15 protein-coding genes are annotated in these 17,876 nt (G+C 45.1%); 1 reads left to right on the plus strand and 14 read right to left on the minus strand.

The window, feature by feature from the left end; translation table 11 throughout:
• Positions 1–46 precede the first annotated feature (46 nt).
• The 3 genes from VN447_RS20095 to VN447_RS20105 all read right to left on the minus strand — a co-directional run bounded on the left by VN447_RS20095 (position 47) and on the right by VN447_RS20105 (position 3,310).
• On the minus strand, positions 47–1,915 hold the full coding sequence (locus VN447_RS20095) for a sigma 54-interacting transcriptional regulator (protein ID WP_325527644.1): 1,869 nt from the start codon (positions 1,913–1,915) through the stop codon (positions 47–49).
• Between the two features lie 110 nt (positions 1,916–2,025).
• Positions 2,026–2,448: an EamA family transporter gene (locus VN447_RS20100; RefSeq protein WP_414714932.1), complete on the minus strand. Its 423-nt coding sequence runs from the start codon at positions 2,446–2,448 to the stop codon at positions 2,026–2,028.
• A 148-nt stretch (positions 2,449–2,596) separates the two neighbouring features.
• On the minus strand, positions 2,597–3,310 hold the full coding sequence (locus VN447_RS20105) for a L,D-transpeptidase family protein (RefSeq protein WP_325527646.1): 714 nt from the start codon (positions 3,308–3,310) through the stop codon (positions 2,597–2,599).
• A 358-nt stretch (positions 3,311–3,668) separates the two neighbouring features.
• On the opposite strand from VN447_RS20105, the gene VN447_RS20110 reads away from it, so the two are divergent.
• The gene (locus VN447_RS20110) at positions 3,669–4,751 is read left to right on the plus strand and encodes a type II asparaginase (protein ID WP_325527648.1); all 1,083 of its coding nucleotides are present in this window, start codon (positions 3,669–3,671) and stop codon (positions 4,749–4,751) included.
• Between the two features lie 39 nt (positions 4,752–4,790).
• Here VN447_RS20110 and VN447_RS20115 read toward each other — a convergent pair whose 3' ends face one another.
• The 11 genes from VN447_RS20115 to panB form a co-directional block, all read right to left on the minus strand.
• A complete protein-coding gene (locus tag VN447_RS20115) occupies positions 4,791–5,558 on the minus strand; it encodes an IclR family transcriptional regulator (protein WP_325527650.1) in 768 nt (255 codons plus the stop codon).
• Between the two features lie 84 nt (positions 5,559–5,642).
• Positions 5,643–6,401, minus strand: coding sequence for a 2-dehydro-3-deoxy-D-gluconate 5-dehydrogenase KduD (gene kduD, locus VN447_RS20120; RefSeq protein ID WP_325527715.1), 759 nt, complete (start codon positions 6,399–6,401; stop codon positions 5,643–5,645).
• A 26-nt stretch (positions 6,402–6,427) separates the two neighbouring features.
• The gene (gene kduI, locus VN447_RS20125) at positions 6,428–7,255 is read right to left on the minus strand and encodes a 5-dehydro-4-deoxy-D-glucuronate isomerase (protein ID WP_325527652.1); all 828 of its coding nucleotides are present in this window, start codon (positions 7,253–7,255) and stop codon (positions 6,428–6,430) included.
• A gap of 250 nt (positions 7,256–7,505) precedes the next feature.
• Positions 7,506–8,720, minus strand: coding sequence for an ABC transporter permease (locus VN447_RS20130; protein WP_325527654.1), 1,215 nt, complete (start codon positions 8,718–8,720; stop codon positions 7,506–7,508).
• A gap of 1 nt (position 8,721) precedes the next feature.
• A complete protein-coding gene (locus VN447_RS20135) occupies positions 8,722–9,405 on the minus strand; it encodes an ABC transporter ATP-binding protein (protein WP_325527656.1) in 684 nt (227 codons plus the stop codon).
• A 35-nt stretch (positions 9,406–9,440) separates the two neighbouring features.
• Positions 9,441–10,550, minus strand: a complete 1,110-nt coding sequence (locus tag VN447_RS20140; protein ID WP_325527658.1) for an efflux RND transporter periplasmic adaptor subunit — start codon at positions 10,548–10,550, stop codon at positions 9,441–9,443.
• Between the two features lie 21 nt (positions 10,551–10,571).
• Positions 10,572–11,831 (minus strand): TolC family protein, encoded by a 1,260-nt coding sequence (locus tag VN447_RS20145; protein ID WP_325527660.1) that lies wholly within the window; start codon positions 11,829–11,831, stop codon positions 10,572–10,574.
• A gap of 223 nt (positions 11,832–12,054) precedes the next feature.
• The gene (locus VN447_RS20150) at positions 12,055–14,166 is read right to left on the minus strand and encodes a DctP family TRAP transporter solute-binding subunit (RefSeq protein WP_325527662.1); all 2,112 of its coding nucleotides are present in this window, start codon (positions 14,164–14,166) and stop codon (positions 12,055–12,057) included.
• Between the two features lie 188 nt (positions 14,167–14,354).
• Positions 14,355–15,131 carry an SDR family oxidoreductase gene (locus VN447_RS20155; protein WP_325527664.1) on the minus strand — a complete coding sequence of 259 codons (777 nt, stop codon included), beginning with the start codon at positions 15,129–15,131 and terminating at the stop codon, positions 14,355–14,357.
• A gap of 61 nt (positions 15,132–15,192) precedes the next feature.
• On the minus strand, positions 15,193–16,518 hold the full coding sequence (locus VN447_RS20160) for an MFS transporter (protein ID WP_325527666.1): 1,326 nt from the start codon (positions 16,516–16,518) through the stop codon (positions 15,193–15,195).
• Positions 16,519–17,008: 490 nt separating this feature from the next.
• Positions 17,009–17,860: a 3-methyl-2-oxobutanoate hydroxymethyltransferase gene (gene panB, locus VN447_RS20165; RefSeq protein WP_325527668.1), complete on the minus strand. Its 852-nt coding sequence runs from the start codon at positions 17,858–17,860 to the stop codon at positions 17,009–17,011.
• Positions 17,861–17,876 lie beyond the last annotated feature (16 nt).

Raw genomic sequence — 17,876 nt, forward strand, 5'->3', positions numbered from 1 at the left:
GAAACAGTTTCAGATGAAACTGTTTCCCTTTTCAATCAGTGATACACTAATTCATATTTTTAAGCTTGCGCCACAAGGTAGCCCTGCCGATACCGAGCAGCTCGGCTGCTTTTTGTTTGTTGCCCTCAGTCTTTACTAAAGCTTCCCTGATGGCGGCTTCATTGACAGTTCGTGAAGGTTGGCCGACTTCGTCAGTCACAGGGTGACGCAGCCGGTATTTCAGTACCCGTTTGACATCACTCTCGGAAATAATGGCATCGGCGGCCTGCGCCGCCAGCCTGCCAATAATATTGTGTAGTTCCCGAATATTTCCGGGCCAGTCATATTGCAACAATTGCTTCAGCCCGTCCTGAGCAAGACCTTCAATAGAGGTGCGGTATTTCGTATTAAACTCAGCAATAAAAAGCTCTACAAACGCTTCAATATCTGCTTTACGCTCACGCAGCGCCGGTATTTCAACAGTCAATACATCAAGCCGGTAATATAGATCTTCACGAAACTTCCCTTTCTGCACCATCTCGTGCAAATCCCGATTGGTAGCCGCTATAACGCGAATATCAATTGGGGTCACCCGTTCATCACCCAGCCGGTACACTTCATGTTCCTGTAGTACACGCAGCAGCCTGGCCTGCAGGTTTTCTGACATCTCACCAATTTCGTCTAAAAATATAGTGCCGCCGTGAGCCTGTTCAAACAAACCGGTTTTACCGCCTTTCTTTGCGCCGGTAAAAGCACCTTCGGTATAACCGAATAACTCACTCTCTAAAATATTCTCAGGGATTGCGGCACAATTAACAACCACGAACGGCCCATTTTTTCGACTACTTGCCAAATGAATGGCATGAGCAAAATACTCTTTACCTACGCCGGTTTCTCCTAAAACAAGCACTGTAGCGTCATACTTAGCAAATCGTTTAGCATCATCAATGGCAGTAAGCATTGCCGGTGACTCTGACTTGATGTCAAAAAAGTTGTATTTAGCCACCCGGCCCCGGCGGGCCAATTCTTCCCGTGTTTTTCGTTCAACTGCCTGAAAGTGTCGTAGTTCCTGAAGTGTAGCCACACCGCCAATGACTTCACCCTTTGAAATAATGGACTGGTAATTGGCTACTACCTCCACTCCGGGTGCCACCTTTTCTATCGCGCCAAATTGCCGCTCACCGGCATCCATACACTGATGCAGTCTGGTGATTAGAGTTTCCTTGGCCGCACTGTCCGGGCGGGCAAGACTTAATATGCGGTCGGCTTCGCTGTTTACTGCTGTAATGCCAGCTTCCTTATTGATCGCTAAAATACCGTAATCGACCGAGTTAATAATAGTTTCAATTTGCTGCACATTGGCGTCTCGTAAGCGTTCAACCGCCAGTAGATGTCGGGCAGTCATAAAAGCGCGGTTTAGTGCTTCCTGGCCTGAGCTAATGACAATACCGCATAACCCCCGGACAGTAGCCCGCTGCCCCACCGCCTGATTGCCAACAACACAGCCCGCCCCGGCTGCGGCGGCTTGGTCAATACCAAGGGCATAGTCCTGATAACTGTCGATGATCACTTTCATACTTTTATCAGTAACCCCAAGGATATCCTCGATACTGCCAACCCCCTCAACAACAGCCCGCGAATCAACAATGGCTATCGGTTTGGCGGTCTGCTTCGCCTCGAGGTAAGCCCGCAGAATATCATAACCGCTAAATTCAATCTCTACCAACGGAATATGCGGTAGTTTTTCAGAAATCATGTGATGGGTAAACCCCCGGCTAATGAGCACACGCGCGCCGTTTTGCACGGCAGCTTTGGCTGCCTTAACGCCTTCACCCAGCCGGGCTGTAACAACGTTAATATCATTCTGCTCCCCTGTCATCCTAACAGCCAAAGCGGCAGCCTCTCTACTGGGTGAAATAAACACGATATCAGCCATTTTGCATTCTCCTGTTGTTCTTATGTATGTTAATGTTTGTTATAGAAGGATTTTGAATAATCCGCGACAATATCACAAAAGGCCTGGAACGCATTGAGAAGGCGCTACGATTATCCTAACCCGACCAAAATAGCACCCACGGCAATAAGTGCCACCCCAATTCCACCCAAAAAACTTATCTTTTCTCCCAAAAACAAAACAGCAAGAATCGTGGCCAACACCACGCTCAGTTTATCAATAGGGGCAACCTGGGATACCTTCCCGACTTTTAAGGCTAAAAAATAGAACAGCCAGGACAATGCGCCTGCCAGGCCGCTAAGCACAATAAAACCAAAGGTTTTCTTATCAGCAAGAATCACAGGTATTTGTTCAAGGTTTCCCTGGAAGACAACTACCCCAAATAGAAATACAGCCATAATTACGGCGCGCACGGCTGTCGCCGTATTAGCATCTACCGATTGCAAGCCAATTTTGCCAAAGATGCCGACCAGCGCGGCTGTCACCGCCGAGAGTAACGCAAATACAAGCCACATATCAATTACACTTCCCCATATTCATAGTGGTACTGCAATTATTTATTATCCTTTTATTTCTATTTCTGATGCCAGTTTCCTCTAATAAAATATGCTCCCGCCGGCAAAATGCCAGTGGGAGCATATTTTATATTTCATATATTTATGGTTACAGTCTGAGCAATGTTAAGGTTTTTTCATCAGTAATACCTGTTTCAGGTAATCTGTTATCCCGTTGGAAGGCTCTAAGCGCCGCCTCGGTATCTTTGCCAAAAGTACCTTTTGCCCGTTCCTGATAATACCCTAACTCAACCAGCCTGAGCTGCAAAGTGACAACATCCGGGCCGACAGTTCCCCGCCTTAATACCCGTTCTATTTGGGTTTTCGGACCAACAATATTGACAGGCGTACCTACAGGCACCCATTCATACAGTTCTTCAGAATTCCAATTGGTCATCCGAATACAGCCATGACTAGCAAAGCTTCCAATAGACCACGGCGCGCTGGTGCCATGAATTCCGTAGCTGCCCCATGGAATATCAAGTCCCATCCACCGGGTGCCCATTACTTCTTCCGGGCTCCAGCCTTTGTACACAACATTCCATTCACCGATTGGCGTAGGTGTCGCCCTTTTGCCGACGGCCACTCGGTAACGTTTGAACAGCTTGCCATTGTCATACAGCTCAAGTACCCGATCATGTATCCTTATTATAATAGTCACTTCTCCCACCGGCGCCTTAGACTCCTGGCTAATTGAGTAATTTAATGCCTCGGCGTCAATGTATTCAAACAACCATATGCCAGTAATCACAAAAAACAAGGCAGCAATAATGATACTAAACCGGGTTTTCGCCCTTTTGGCATTTAAATAAAAATAAGGCATTGTCATTTACTCCTGTTCAATAGTTGCTACTATATCATATTACCGCCACCTGACGTCAATGCTTAAAATTTTTCTCTTGTAGGTCATAAATAGCTAAAACAAGATTGCTATATCGTTATCACCGTCCTTATTGTCGATTTTTTTACCACATTTTTATTTATTCTGTATAATTATGGGGAATTGCGTTGTTATAATTAACAAATACAAAAAGTTAAAATAATGCAAAAAAGTTCACTAGCAGAGGACAAACTTAAATAATCCACAGTAAACCCAAAATATTCTGTTTTTTGTTATTTTATAAATTATACCAATTAACTTATAATTGGTTTGAGTTCATTATCATAAAGGAGGAGTCTAAATGAATCGTAAAACTTATCTGCTCCTGGCGATTTTATGCTTGTTCATGTTTAGCTTACAAGCAGTATGTTTCGCCGCAGAGGAACCTGCCCAACTCCCGAATATTAAGATTCTTGCCACCGGTGGTACAATTGCCGGCTCCGGCGCAACAAGTACTACTACTGTTGGCTATACAGCCGCAGTAGCACCAGTTGATGCATTAATTAACAACGTTCCCGAATTAAAAAAAGTCGCCAACGTTAGCGGCGAACAAATTTCCCAAATAGCCAGCGAAAACATGACCAACGAAGTTTGGCTAAAGCTGGCTAAGCGAGTTAATCAGTTACTGACTCAAGACGATGTTGACGGAATCGTTATTACTCACGGTACAGATACTTTAGAGGAAACGGCTTACTTCCTCAACTTGGTGGTAAAAAGCGATAAACCTGTCGTTGTGGTTGGTTCCATGCGTCCTCCCACAGCCATGAGCGCGGACGGTATGCTTAACCTCTACCGTGCGACCATCCTTGCCGGTAGCAAAGATGCGGTAGGCAAAGGCGTTATGGTTATGCTTAACGACACAATCCATTCCGGACGTGATGTAACCAAAACAATTACCGACCGTGTAGATACCTTCAGAGCCCCTGAAATCGGGCCTCTTGGCTTCTTCACCGGAGACAAGGCAGTCTTCTACAGAGCTCCCTTACGCAAACACACCACAGCTACCGAATTTGACATTACCAAATTAAGCGATTTGCCGCGAGTGGATATTGTTTACCACTACGCCAATAATACCGGCGTCATGATCGAGGCTGTTACCAAAGCAGGCGCTAAAGGCATCGTCCATGCAGGCACCGGCAACGGCAGCATCGGTAAAGTCGAATATCCTGCCATTGAGGCCGCCCAAAAGCAAGGTGTAGTCATCGTAAGAAGCGCCCGTGTCGGCAATGGTATTGTTGCCCGTAACGGTGAAGCCGATGACGATAAATATAATTTTGTAGCCGGAGACAACCTTAATCCACAAAAAGCCCGTATCCTTTTAATGCTGGCTCTGACCAAAACCAGTAACCCGCAAGACATTCAAAGGATGTTCTGGGAATATTAAAAAATAGCGCCATTTCATTTTAGAAATGGCGCTACTTCATTATATGCCTGAATAACCAAGAGCTCTTGATATTTCTTTAGTACTCTCCAGTAATTTAACAGCTACTTCTTTTTCAACATGCTCTTTGGAAAAGCGGGACACTAACCCTGAGATACTTATAGCAGCAACAACATCGCCGGCATTATCATAAATAGGGGCGCCAATACACCTGCCGTCAAGTTCGCACTCGCAGTCATCGAGCGCATAGCCGCATTTGCGAACCTGCTCCATTTCTTTAAGATAATCCTCGCACGTACAGAGCGTATGCTCAGTCCGCTTCTCCATGCCTTCAGCCTCAAGCATCTCCCTGATTTTTGCGTTATCATGCCTGATTAAAAGTGCTTTGCCCAAGGCAGTACAGTGAATAGAATTGGTAGTCCCCAATTTCGCGACAAGGCGTAACGCATGGGGGCTTTCGACAGTATCCACATATAATACCCTGTTTTTGGCTAGAACGCCAAGATGTATGGTCTCTTTTGTCAGATCATTGAGCAGATGCAAATATTTTCTGGCCAGATGTTTTATATCAAAGTTCTGTTCGGCACGCTGGCTCATCATGAGCAATTGGAGGCCCAGCCGGTAATTACCGGTTGAATCACACCGTACGTAATCCCGTTTTTCCAGATTGTTCAAAAGCCGGTAAACAGTAGACTTAGGCAGGCCTGTTTCATCAGTAATATATTTAAGACTGACCGGCGTAACACTGTTGCCAATTACTTCTAGTATGTCAAATGTCCGCTGCAAGGATTGTACTTCTAAGCTAGACACCTGCACCCCTCCTTATCACTTACCGCAAATCCGGCGTATCTTAAATAATGATTTAATAACTAACCAGGCTCCGGTCTACCTTAACTATCTGGCCAACCAGCCGCCATCTACAGCTACTGTATAGCCATTGACATAATCAGCGGCAGACGAAGCGAGGAAAACAACCGGTCCGCCCAAATCAGCCGGGGTTCCCCAGCGTCCGGCCGGTATCCGGCCCAGGATTTCGGCGCTGCGTTCTTCATCAGCCCGTAAAGGGGCTGTGTTGGCTGTCGCCATATAGCCCGGAGCAATGGCATTGGCATTAATATTGTATTTAGCCCATTCATTAGCCATCAACCGGGTTATTCCCATAATGCCGCTCTTGCTGGCTGTATAAGACGGTACTCTGATACCACCTTGGAAAGACAGCATGGAAGCTATATTTATAATTTTACCACCAGTGCCCTGTTTAATAAACTGTTTGGCCGCTGCCTGACTGAAGAAAAAGGCGGTCTTAATATTAATATTCATTACGTCATCCCAGTCTTTTTCGGTGAATTCCACAGCGTCTGCCCGCCGAATAATACCTGCGTTATTAACAAGTATGTCAAGGTGACCAAATTCAGATATTACCTGGTCAATAACACCTTGAATCGGTTCTGTACTGAATAAATCAGCATCAATCGCCAAAAATTTCCGACCTGAGTCAGCAATCTTTTGGGCTGTTTCTGCATGATCGCCTAACCCTACGCTAACAATATCAGCGCCAGCCTCCGCCAGAGCTATGGCCATACCTTGCCCCAAACCTGTGGCCGCGCCGGTAACAATAGCCACTTTTCCGGTTAAATCAAACATACTCATTATATCTCCGCCTTCCAAATAGTCTATCTTTATCTTACATTTTTCATAGCGACATGATCCATATCATCAAAGGTCTGGTTTTCGCCAGCCATACCCCAAATGAAGGTATAGCAGCTTGTTGCCACACCGGAATGAATAGACCAGCTTGGCGAAATAACAGCTTCTTCATTGCGCATAACAATATGGCGTGTCTGGTTGGGCTCACCCATTAAGTGGAATACTGCAGCCTCTTCAGGAAGATTGAAATAGAAGTAAACCTCCATCCTGCGGTCATGGGTGTGGCATGGCATGCTATTCCACATGTTTCCCGGTTCTAATACCGTCATACCCATAACTAATTGGCAACTTTTAACACCCTGGGGATGAATGTACTTATAGATATTTCTTTCGTTTGAGCTCTCGATAGAACCGAGGTGAGCCGGGGTAATGCTTTGGCGTTCAATCCTGACTGTAGGATATGTAGCATGGGCAGGTGCACTGTTAAAATAGAATTTTGCGGGTTTGGCAGCATCAGTGCTTGAGAATACAATCTCTTTTGATCCTTTACCGACATAGAGTCCATCGGTAGTGTCCAGGTTATATTCAACGCCATCAACCTTAACCACGCCTGCACCGCCGACATTGATTACACCCAATTCTCTTCTTTCCAGGAAATACTCTACACCCATTTCCTTGCCTACTGCCAACGCCAGCGGCTTAACCGGACAAGCACTGCCGGTAATCATACGGTCAACATGGCTGTATACCATTTTAATCTCGTCAGGTTTGAATAGCCCTTGGATCAGAAACCGCTCTCTAAGTTCCTCTGTTGTTAATCTTTTTACATCCTCTGGGTGAACTGAATGTCTAACTTCCATATAATCTCCCCCTAAAAATACGTTATTTTTGTTTCGACTTTTTAAAGTCGCCAACTGTACTGTTAGCATTTGCAAAAAGATCGTTTCATAATGCAGAACCAAATGCTATTTTTCTCTGTAAATAATACGCTTAAGCAATGCAAATTCCTGCTGTGTTTTGCTCTAAATGGCACGATAATCCACGATGTGGAACATGCTTATATAAAAAAGCGACTTGTTAGCCGTAGCCCACAAGTCGCTTTTACTATTCTTATTCGTATCGAAGTGCATCGATAGGATTTAACAGTGCCGCTTTGCGCGCGGGGTACAAGCCGAAGAACAGGCCGATACCAACAGAGAAACCGAACGAAACCAGAATCGGCATCGGTGTGATCACTGTATTCCAGCCAGCAAAAGAGGAAATTACATAAGAACCGCCTACACCCACCGCGATGCCGATAGCACCGCCAATTACCCCGATAACAACTGCTTCTATGAGAAATTGCATTAAAATATTAGCATATCTGGCTCCCAACGCTTTGCGAATGCCAATCTCCCGCGTCCGTTCAGTAACAGATACGAGCATAATGTTCATAATGCCAATCCCGCCAACCAGCAGCGAAATGGCTGCGATACTGCCAAGCAGCATGGTTATAGTAGCTGTGGTTTCCTGAGCTGTCGCCATTACACTGGCGAGATTGCGCACAGTAAAGTCATCAGCTTTATCACCGGTGATACCGTGACGTGACCGTAACAGACTGGTTATTCCATCCTGCACATCATTAACAACTTCAGCATTTGCCGCTTGCACACTAATTGTTTGGACATAGGTAATGCCCATCATACGCTCCTGTGCTGTCGTTAACGGAATGATCACCATGTCGTCCTGATCCTGCCCCCCGGCGGACTGACCTTTGCTTTCCAATACACCGATGACGGTAAATGGGGCGTTACCAATGCGGACCTTTTGTCCCACCGGGTTTAGGTTATCAAACAAGTTGCTAGCTACCGTCGATCCAATAACAGCAACCCTGTTTCTCGTATCAACATCTTCATTAGTGATGAAACTACCGCTCTGAACGTTTAAATTACGAACCTCCATATATTCAGGAGTAGTGCCTTGCACACTTGTCGTCCAGTTCATATTACCGGCAACAAGTTGATATTGTTTGCCTACACTGGGGGCTACAGCACCTATGCCGGAAACCTCACGGGCCATGGCCTGCGCATCTTTCAGTGTTAAGGTCGTATTAGTTCCTGCTGCCTGCCTTACGCCAGAAGAAGAAGCTGCCCCCGGGGTAACAATAATCAGGTTGCTGCCCAGACTGGCGATAGAGGTTTGCACTTTATCCCGTACGCCCATACCAATGGAAACCATGGCAATAACAGCACCAACCCCGATGATAATGCCGAGCATGGTAAGGATCGAGCGCAGCTTGTTGGAGACTAATGCATCTAAGGCAATCTTTACACTTTCCCAAAACACATTACTCATCCCTTTCTGTGTCCCGGACGATGAGTCCGTCCCGGACATGAATCACCCTTTTGGCATGGGCGGCAATATCAGGTTCGTGGGTTACGAGAATAATTGTCCTGCCAGCGGAGTTAAGTTTTTTAAAGATCTCCATAACCTCGTTGCCTGACTTAGTATCCAGGGCGCCTGTCGGTTCATCGGCCATAATAATCGTAGGCTCGTTGACTAGCGCCCTTGCGATAGCAACACGCTGGCGCTGCCCCCCTGATAATTCGTTAGGCACGTGATCCATTCTGTTCTCCAGGCCAACGGCAGCCAACGCTTCAGCTGAGCGTCTTTTACGTTCTTTCACCTCAACCCCTGCATAAACAAGCGGCAGAGCTACGTTATCGAGGGCTGTAATCCGTGGCAGCAGATTAAAGTTCTGGAAAACGAACCCGATTTTTTTATTGCGTGTTAACGCCAATTCATCATCAGTTAAGGTCGATACTTCTTGCCCGTCAAGTATATAGGAGCCACTGCTCGGGCGGTCAAGACAGCCCAAGATATTCATTAACGTTGACTTACCGGAACCCGAAGGGCCCATAATGGCGGTAAATTCACCGGCACCAATAGTAAGCGTTACTCCCGCTAGGGCAGCAACAGGTGTATCTCCCATCTGATATATCTTCTTTACGTCAGACAATGCTATCGTCATGTTTTGCCCCCTTTATACGACACCGCTATCCGTGTTTAGAACATTGGACGGCCTGCCCCTTGGCGTGAACCCTGCTGTCCACTGCCTGTTTGTCCTGGTGACTGCGTCTTCGCCAGTGATACTACGACTTTGTCGCCCTCATTGAGCCCACTGGTAATCTCAACGCGGTCATCGCCAGTATTGCCGGTAGTGATGGGAACATTTCTTGTTTGTCCGTTCTGCCCCATAACAACAACATATTTGCCTGTTTTATCTGTCCGTATTGCCGAAAGTGGCAATGTCAGCACGCCTTGGCTTTGGCTTATGGTAACAGATACCCTGGCAACCATACCCGGATTGAGCAGGTTTTCTGCATTATTAACATTAATTGTTACCGGATAGTAGGTAACATTCTGTGACACAACAGGTTTCCTGGAGATAATGGTTACTGTACCTGTAAATTCTTTGCCCGGGTAAGCGTCAACAGTAAAAGTAACCTGTTGACCAAGGCTTATCTTACCAATGTCAGTTTGGTCAACATTGGCTTCAATCTGCATTGTGGACATATCAGCCACAGTCATAATGACTGTGGGGTTATTAACACCCTGCGCAACCAGTTCACCGGCTGAAAGCGGTTTGCCGATAACGATGCCGTCAATTGGCGAAATGATTACTGTATCGTTTAATTTAGACATGACCTCAGTGTAATTTGCCTTGGCAATATTATAGTCCATACTGGCGTTATCAAGCTGTTCGTTTGATGAGCCACCAATGGTATTAAGCCTGGATGTTCTTTGATATTTGACAGCAGAGTTATCAAGTTTTTCTTTTGCCTGGGTTACCTGCGCCTGCAGACCGGTATCCTCCAGAACGACAAGCACCTGCCCGGCCTTTACCGGCTCATTCTCCTTGACTTTTACCTCTTTAATCTGGGCTGTAATTTTCGAGCTGATATCCACCATGTTCACTGGTTTAATTGTACCTGTTGCCGCTACAACAGAGCTAATATCGCGCCGTTCCACCTGGACAGACTGCTGCGGCGTAGTAGACGCTGCCGTGCTCTTATTGTGATAGTAGTAGCCACCGGCACTAACAGCAGCCAGAACAAGGATACCAAGAAGTAACCCTTTCTTATTCTTTTTTGCTTTCAGCCATAGGTTTTGCATTATTTTACCTCCGTCATTTATCTACTCGGTTTGTGAGCCTATCGCTTTATCAAGATTGGCCTTACTCACATTATAATCATAGAGGGCTTGAACATGATTCGTCTTAGCCTGCGTAAGCGCCAGTTGGGCATCAATTACATCCAGATTGGTACCTGCACCCGCTTTATAGGTTTCCTGGGCAATGTACAGATCTTCTTTTGCCTTATTGGCAGCTACATCAGTAGTTTTAAGACGTTTTTCCGCTTCTTTCATATTAAGGTAGCTTTGACGTACTTCCTGCTCGATAGTATCTTGGGTTTGTTCAGCCTGCAGTTTGGCTTTATTTAAAGAAGACTCGGCCTGATTAATCTTAGACTTGGTTACACCGGCATCGAAAATATTCCAGCTTGCCGAGGCTCCGACTGACCAATTATGATTGTCGTTCGGTAGCAGTGTGTCATTCCAGCCGGTAGATGCTGATAATGAAACAGAAGGCAGCTTATTGCTTTCAGCAATTGTAATGCCTTTTGCAGCGCTGTCAACGCTTACTTTTGCCTGGGCAATCTCAGGGCGGTTCTGCTTGGCAAGGGCGATTGCCTCCGGTAACGTTCTTGTGTCAGCCACATACGTAAGCTCACCTGCTAATTGAATTTCCGTTCCTGCATCCATATTCATAGTATTAAGTAAACTCGATACCGCTAAGTCATACTGGTTTTGCACTTTTATCAAATTCTGTTCAGCGTTAGCCAGCTCTACTTCTGACCGTAACACCTCAGACTTGGCTACGACACCTGCTTCATATTTTGCCTGCACTATATTTAAGTGGGCTTTCAAATTATTAACACTTTCCTCATTAACAGCAAGCATATTCTTCGACTCAAGAACATTAAAGTAACCCGTAGTTGTATCTTGTTTTAATTGCTGTTTTGCTTTGACAACATTTAAATCGGCAGTCTTAACCCCAAGCTCAGCCTGATCAATCTGCGCCTCAGTCCGTCCGCCAGAATAGAGCTGCCAATTCATTCTTACGTTGTTGCTAAAACTGTCTTTACCAGAATCACCCTGGTAGTTGTAGCTGCTCCCCAGCGAAACACTCGGTATTTTTCCGGCTTTGGCTTCATCAACCCCCCACAAAGAACGCGCCTTATCTTCCGCAGCGATTTGGATTGACGGGTTATTCTTCAGAGCAATTTCAATGCTTTTTTCTAATGAAAGCTCGACAGGCGCAGCAAATGCAAATGTGTTCTGTAACAGAATTAGACTAGCGGTAATAAAGGCAGCCTTATTTTTAAAGCTTGGCATAATGTCGTTGCCTCCCTAAGTAATTTTCTAAATTAATGGATATGGTTATTCTAATCAACTTCTTTTTGAATTTCCTTAGATTTATTCAAAATATCGGTGTGTCACTGGCTAAAAACAAGCACTTACTCTATTTGAATTATAACTTTTAGATTCCTTTTAGGAAACCTCTTAAAAACAGGAAAAAGCACTTGCCGGAGCAAGCGCTGATTTGTTAAGAGCCTTATTATCGCTTCCGTACGTTTTCCAGTAATTCTTTCATTAAGGTAGCATCGATTTGGCCCTTGAATTTTTCGTATACCGGTTGTACGGCATCATTAAGTCGAAGAAACTCTGAGTCTGATATCTTCGCAACAATCATACCCTTGTTTTCCAAATCAGTAATTAACTTCGTTGTTTGTCCGCGATTTATGTCTTTCATATAGTTAGCACTTTCTTTAGCCGTTTGGGCAATAGTCACTTTGTCCAATTCCGACAAATCATCCCACAGTGCCTTCGAATACAGTAAAACAAATGGACTATAAATGTGTTGCGATAACGTCAAATATTTCTGAACCTCGTATAAACGAGTCGTGTAAATGATTGACAACGGATTCTCCTGGCCGTCAATGGCCTTTTGACTGAGCGCTGAATACAATCCGCTAAATTCCAGCGGCACAGGCTCCGCGCCTAATAACTTAAATGTTTCCATGTGGATAGGGTTATTCATGGTACGAATAGTAAGCCCTTGAAAATCTTTCAACGTGCTTACCTCACGCCGAGAATTGGTCAAATTACGAAAACCTTGATCGACAAAAGCGAGTCCATGCAGACCATATTTATTCAGCGCTGATAGTAGTTTTAAGCCAAATGCACCTTCTACTATCTGATCTACCATTTTTTCATCCTTAAATGTAAAGGGAAAATCAAATACCTTCATTTCAGCCACTATGGAGCCCATTTGGGATGAAGCCACTAGCGTCATATCCACAACGCCATTTCTCAATTTATTCAGTACCTCAACATCGTCTCCTAGTTGATTGCTATGAAAAATTTTAACCTCAAATCTTCCGTTGGTTTTTGCAGTAAGGGTCTCAGCGAATTTCTTTAGCCCATAATAATTTGGCGAACTGTCCGATTGCCCAATGGCAATCATGATGACTTTCTTAGCACTTAAGTTCAGTCTCAGTACAGCTTGATGTAATTCTCCTGCCGTGCGGGCCAGAGACCTTGATTTTCCTGCTATGTTTTCTATAGACGCATTTACCTGTTGCGTGTTAGCCGCTGTTGTTTCGGTCGCTGCTATTGATTGCTCGGTAACTGCCGCTACTTGATGCACTGCATCCCGTAACCCAACCGTAAAATCAGCCTGTTCTTTAGCATACCTGGCTACATCCTGTATCCCGGCTCGTGTTATTTCTACCTGCTTAGCAATCTCGGCAAAACTATCGCGCGCCCGATTAATTGTTGCTACACCGGCACTTATCCCCGTAGTCGTGTTACGGGATGCCGCTACAACCTTATCAATATCAGCTTGCATCTGCTCTACAACAGCAGTAATCTGTTTTGCAAATTGTTGTGATTGCTCTGCTAGCTTTCGCACCTCCTCAGCGACTACAGCAAACCCTCTGCCATGTTCGCCCGCACGGGCAGCTTCAATCGCCGCATTTAAGGCTAGCAAATTAGTTTGGTTGGTAATCGTTGCGATCATGGCTACGATGTCCTGAATCTCATGGGATTTTTGTGCGAAGTTCTCAACAAGGCCTACATTCTTCTGCGCACCTTCAGCAATTTCATCAATTGTTTTTGTAGCAGAACTAATCGCGACTTGGCCAGCCGTAGAAGCACTAAAGATCAACTCTGCACTCTCTGATAAACCCCGCATTCGATCAGCCGTTGTTTGGACAAGTGTCGAGACCCGGTCAGTCTGCTCTGCCGCTTCTACAGTCATCTTGCCAATATCATTAGCACCTGCAGCAATTTCTGATATATTTTGAGCGATCGAACCAACAACTTGCTTAGCATCATACATGAGAGAAGCAAGCCCGACACTCGCGGTTGCAAGCGTTTCAGTCTCAACATATACGGATTCTACTTTTTCACGCTGGTTAATCGCCGTATCGGCAACCGATGCCGTTTTCCCTGCATCAAGGTGTGACAGCGTCTTTTCTGGCAAGCCCAGCGGGTGTAAAAGTTTAGAAACCCCATACCATATAATTATTGCATGTATTATCAGGGCAATCAGTATTACCACCACATAATGGGCATTAAAAAGCTGTATTACACTTGCGATAGTTACGAAGTTCGTTATTAAATCAATTAATACAACCAATACAACAAGCTTCCACTTTAGATTCATTGCTACCTCCCTTTTTCATAAAGTAATCCGCTGTAGGTTGAGCCAAATTAAAAGTACCCTCTTTACGAGGGTACCCAAGAGTGTAAACTGCCACTTACCGCATAAACACTCCAGGCTGTCGATGGATCAATGGTCTTAAATTCCCTCAGTATCAAATTGCATGGGGCGAAGCTCTCCGACTAACTCAATTAGGACTGCCAGGATTCACGGGGAATTTGTACGGCAAATTTTCCTCCGCTTATTTCCAAATCTATTCCGGTAATATAACTGGCTGCATCTGATGCCAAAAAGACAATACCATCAGCTACTTCTTTTGCACTGCCAACCCGGTTAAGCGCAATCTGTCCGATCGTTTCCGCCGCGTGCACTTCAAGGCGTTTGGCATTCATCTGGGTATCAATGACTCCAGGAATATACCCATTAACACGGATATTATAGGGAGCTAGCTCAGCAGCCAGTGTTCTTGTCAAACTGGAAACAGCCGCCTTGGAAGCGGCGTAGGCACCAGCGCCTACTGATGGAATAACTGCAGCATAGGACGATGCATTTATAATTACACCGCCGCTGTCTTTGCGCATATACTGAGCAGCCGCTTGCGCGCCTAAAAAAACTGACTTGAGATTAATATCTAAGACCTTATCCCAATCATCTTCAGCCATGTCAATCAGCCTAGCCTTACAGGAAATACCTGCATTATTTACCCATATATCAATCTTACCGTAGCTATCATAAACCTTGTGTGCAAACTCTTTAATCTCCTGCTGTTTTGACACGTCAGCCTTGTAAATAAGAATCTCATAGCCCTGAGCCTTCAGATTAGTCTGAAGCCGCTCAAGGTTTTCCTGGCTTCGGCCACACACTGCCACTTTGCAGCCTTCTTGCAGAAACGCCAGTACGCAGGCTTCGCCGATCCCTGCTGTACCGCCCGTAATAACCGTCACTTTCCCTGTTAAGTTTAAGTCCATGTTCTAAGCCTCCCATTAGAAAATAAAAGGCTATGAGAGTTTTCCCACAGCCTTTTACTAGTTATGCGCTTATTCCGGTCTTTAACGATTCAGCAGCAGCTTCCTTTTTCGGGATTGCAAGTACTGAAATCGTGCCGAGGAGAGCGAAAGAAGCTAAGAAATACATACCAGCGTTGGTCGAACCTGTCGCATCTTTCAGAAATCCGACCATATAGGGCCCGAAGAACCCACCTAAATTGCCGAACGAGTTAATGATCGCAATGCCGACAGCGGCAGTAGCTTCCGACAGGTACATATTCGGCAATGTCCAGTATGTGCCGACAAACGAGTATATGGCGGCCTGGCTTACGCAAAGTAGCAGCATTGAGACTATCAAATTATCAGTCATGGTTAGACCAATCAGACTGAAAAATGCTATCCCGATAGGCAAGGCAGTATGATACCGGCGTTCTTGCGCGGCATCAGAGCGTCTGGCTACATAAACCATAGCTGCAATAGCGACTATATAAGGAATCGTGGATATCAAACCGATATTTGACAGGCTCATGGCCTTGGCCAAATTTTTCAATATCTGCGGCATCCACATACCAAGTCCATAGAGAGCGAGAACGTAGCAAAGATAGCAGAAGGCCAGGTGCCACACGCGGCCGTTTTTGAATACTTCCCACTTATTGGCGACTTTAACCTTTAATTGCTTGGCCACATGCTCGCGCTCTAATTCTGCGAGAAGCCATTGTTTTTCGTCAGCAGTCAGAAACTTTGCCTGATCTGGTCTATCCACCATGACAAACAGTGTAACAACGCCCAGGATGATTGCAGGCACGCCTTCCAGGATGAACATCCAGCGCCAGCCGGTCATACCCATCCAAGTCACATTTTCCATAATCCAGGATGATATTGGACCAACGATGATATTCGCCAGCGCCATCCCACACATAAACAGCGACATCGTTTTCGCAAAATGTTTTGTCGGGAACCAAAACGTAAAATATAAAACAATACAAGGATAAAAACCGGCTTCAGCGGCGCCAAGCAGCGCCCGCAGGATAGCAACATGCGTAACATTTTGAGCATAAGCCAGGAAAACAGTCACCAGTCCCCAACTGACAAGAATCCTGGCAATCCATTTCCGGGCACCGACTTTATGCATAATAACGTTACTGGGAACTTCGAAAAAGAAATACGTAATAAAGAAAATGCCAGCCAGCATACCAAATGTGCTTGCGCTAATCCCCAGGTCTTTGTTCATTTGCAGAGCGGCAAAACCGATATTAACCCGGTCTAGCATAGCCACAATGTACAGCAGCATAACATATGGCACGAGATGCCACCGTATTTTACTCATAAGCTGATTTTCGCGTTCTTCAGTAAAACTTATATTTGCCAATCAACACACCTCCATATAAAATTGCTACAACTTTTTCTCCTTGACTATCCGACTATTACAAAACTATCTACTAACCATTTATTGAAACAACCACCTCCCTGTTAGTTTCCTCTCTCACGCAAGCACGTCGTCGGAGTTAAAACTCACAATTTTAGGGAAAACATAACATAATACCACGACATTATTTCGTAAGATTTTTAGTATTCTGTTTTTTTAGCCTATACTGATTTAATTATCTGCCTCCTTGTATACTTTTTCTCGAAAATTTTACAACCGAAGGTGCTTAGAGAATAATTTTATATATTTAGATATTTCGCAAATCTTCCTAATTACCTCCGGAATTTATTTACCTGCGTCATAAATATATTGCACATATTTACGTTATAATGTCTGATCTACAAATAATATGTCAATTTGGCAAACTAATAGATAGTTACTTATTGGGCAAGGCCATATCCGTATAGGGTGATAGCCTTGCCCTTTAAACAAACTACTTTTCCAACGCTACCAAAAACTCTTTCACTTCTTCGTCGCTCATCTTATAGGTGTGCTCGTCATCCACGGGGAATTGCCCTTGTCTTACTTCCTCTGTATACTCTTTGAAGGCATTTGTCAGGACTTCCCCAACATTGGCATATTTCTTGACAAATTTAGGTGTAAAGTTATCATACATGCCAACCATATCAGCATAGATAAGCAGCTGACCATGAGTGTACGAACCAGCGCCAATACCCAGGATAGGAATACCTGCTCTTTCGGTGATGGCTTTACCTACCGCAGTTGGCACACCTTCGACAAGGATACTGAAGGCACCAGCCTCTTCAATTACTTTGGCCTGATCAACGATTTTCATTGCAGCCGCCGCGCTGCGGCCTTGAGCTTTGTAACCGCCGATTTGTCCCATAAATTGCGGAGTTAGACCAATATGTCCCATGACTAAAATTCCCGCTTGCTGGATAGCTTTAACCCGGCTGGCAATCATTTCTCCGCCGCCTTCAAGCTTAATGCAATCAACTAAAGCCTCTTTTACCAAACGTCCGGCGTTAGCTACAGCGTCCTCGTCAGACTTTTGATACGACATGTACGGCATATCACCGACGATAAAAGTATTGGGAGCGCCGCGCCGTACAGCCTGGCAATGGCGAACCATGTCATCCATAGTTACAGGGAAAGTGGTATCATAGCCCAAACATACCATACCCAGGGAGTCTCCTACCAGAATCATGTCGACTCCAGCCTTCTCCTGCATTTTGGCAGTAAGATAGTCGTACGCTGTTAGATATACAATCTTTTCACCTTTTTCTACCATTTGAGCGAAGTCGTTAATTGTCTTTTTTGCCACAATAGCACCGCCTTTT

The organism is Sporomusa sp. (assembly GCF_035561155.1).
In the GTDB taxonomy this organism is placed as follows: domain Bacteria; phylum Bacillota; class Negativicutes; order Sporomusales; family Sporomusaceae; genus Sporomusa.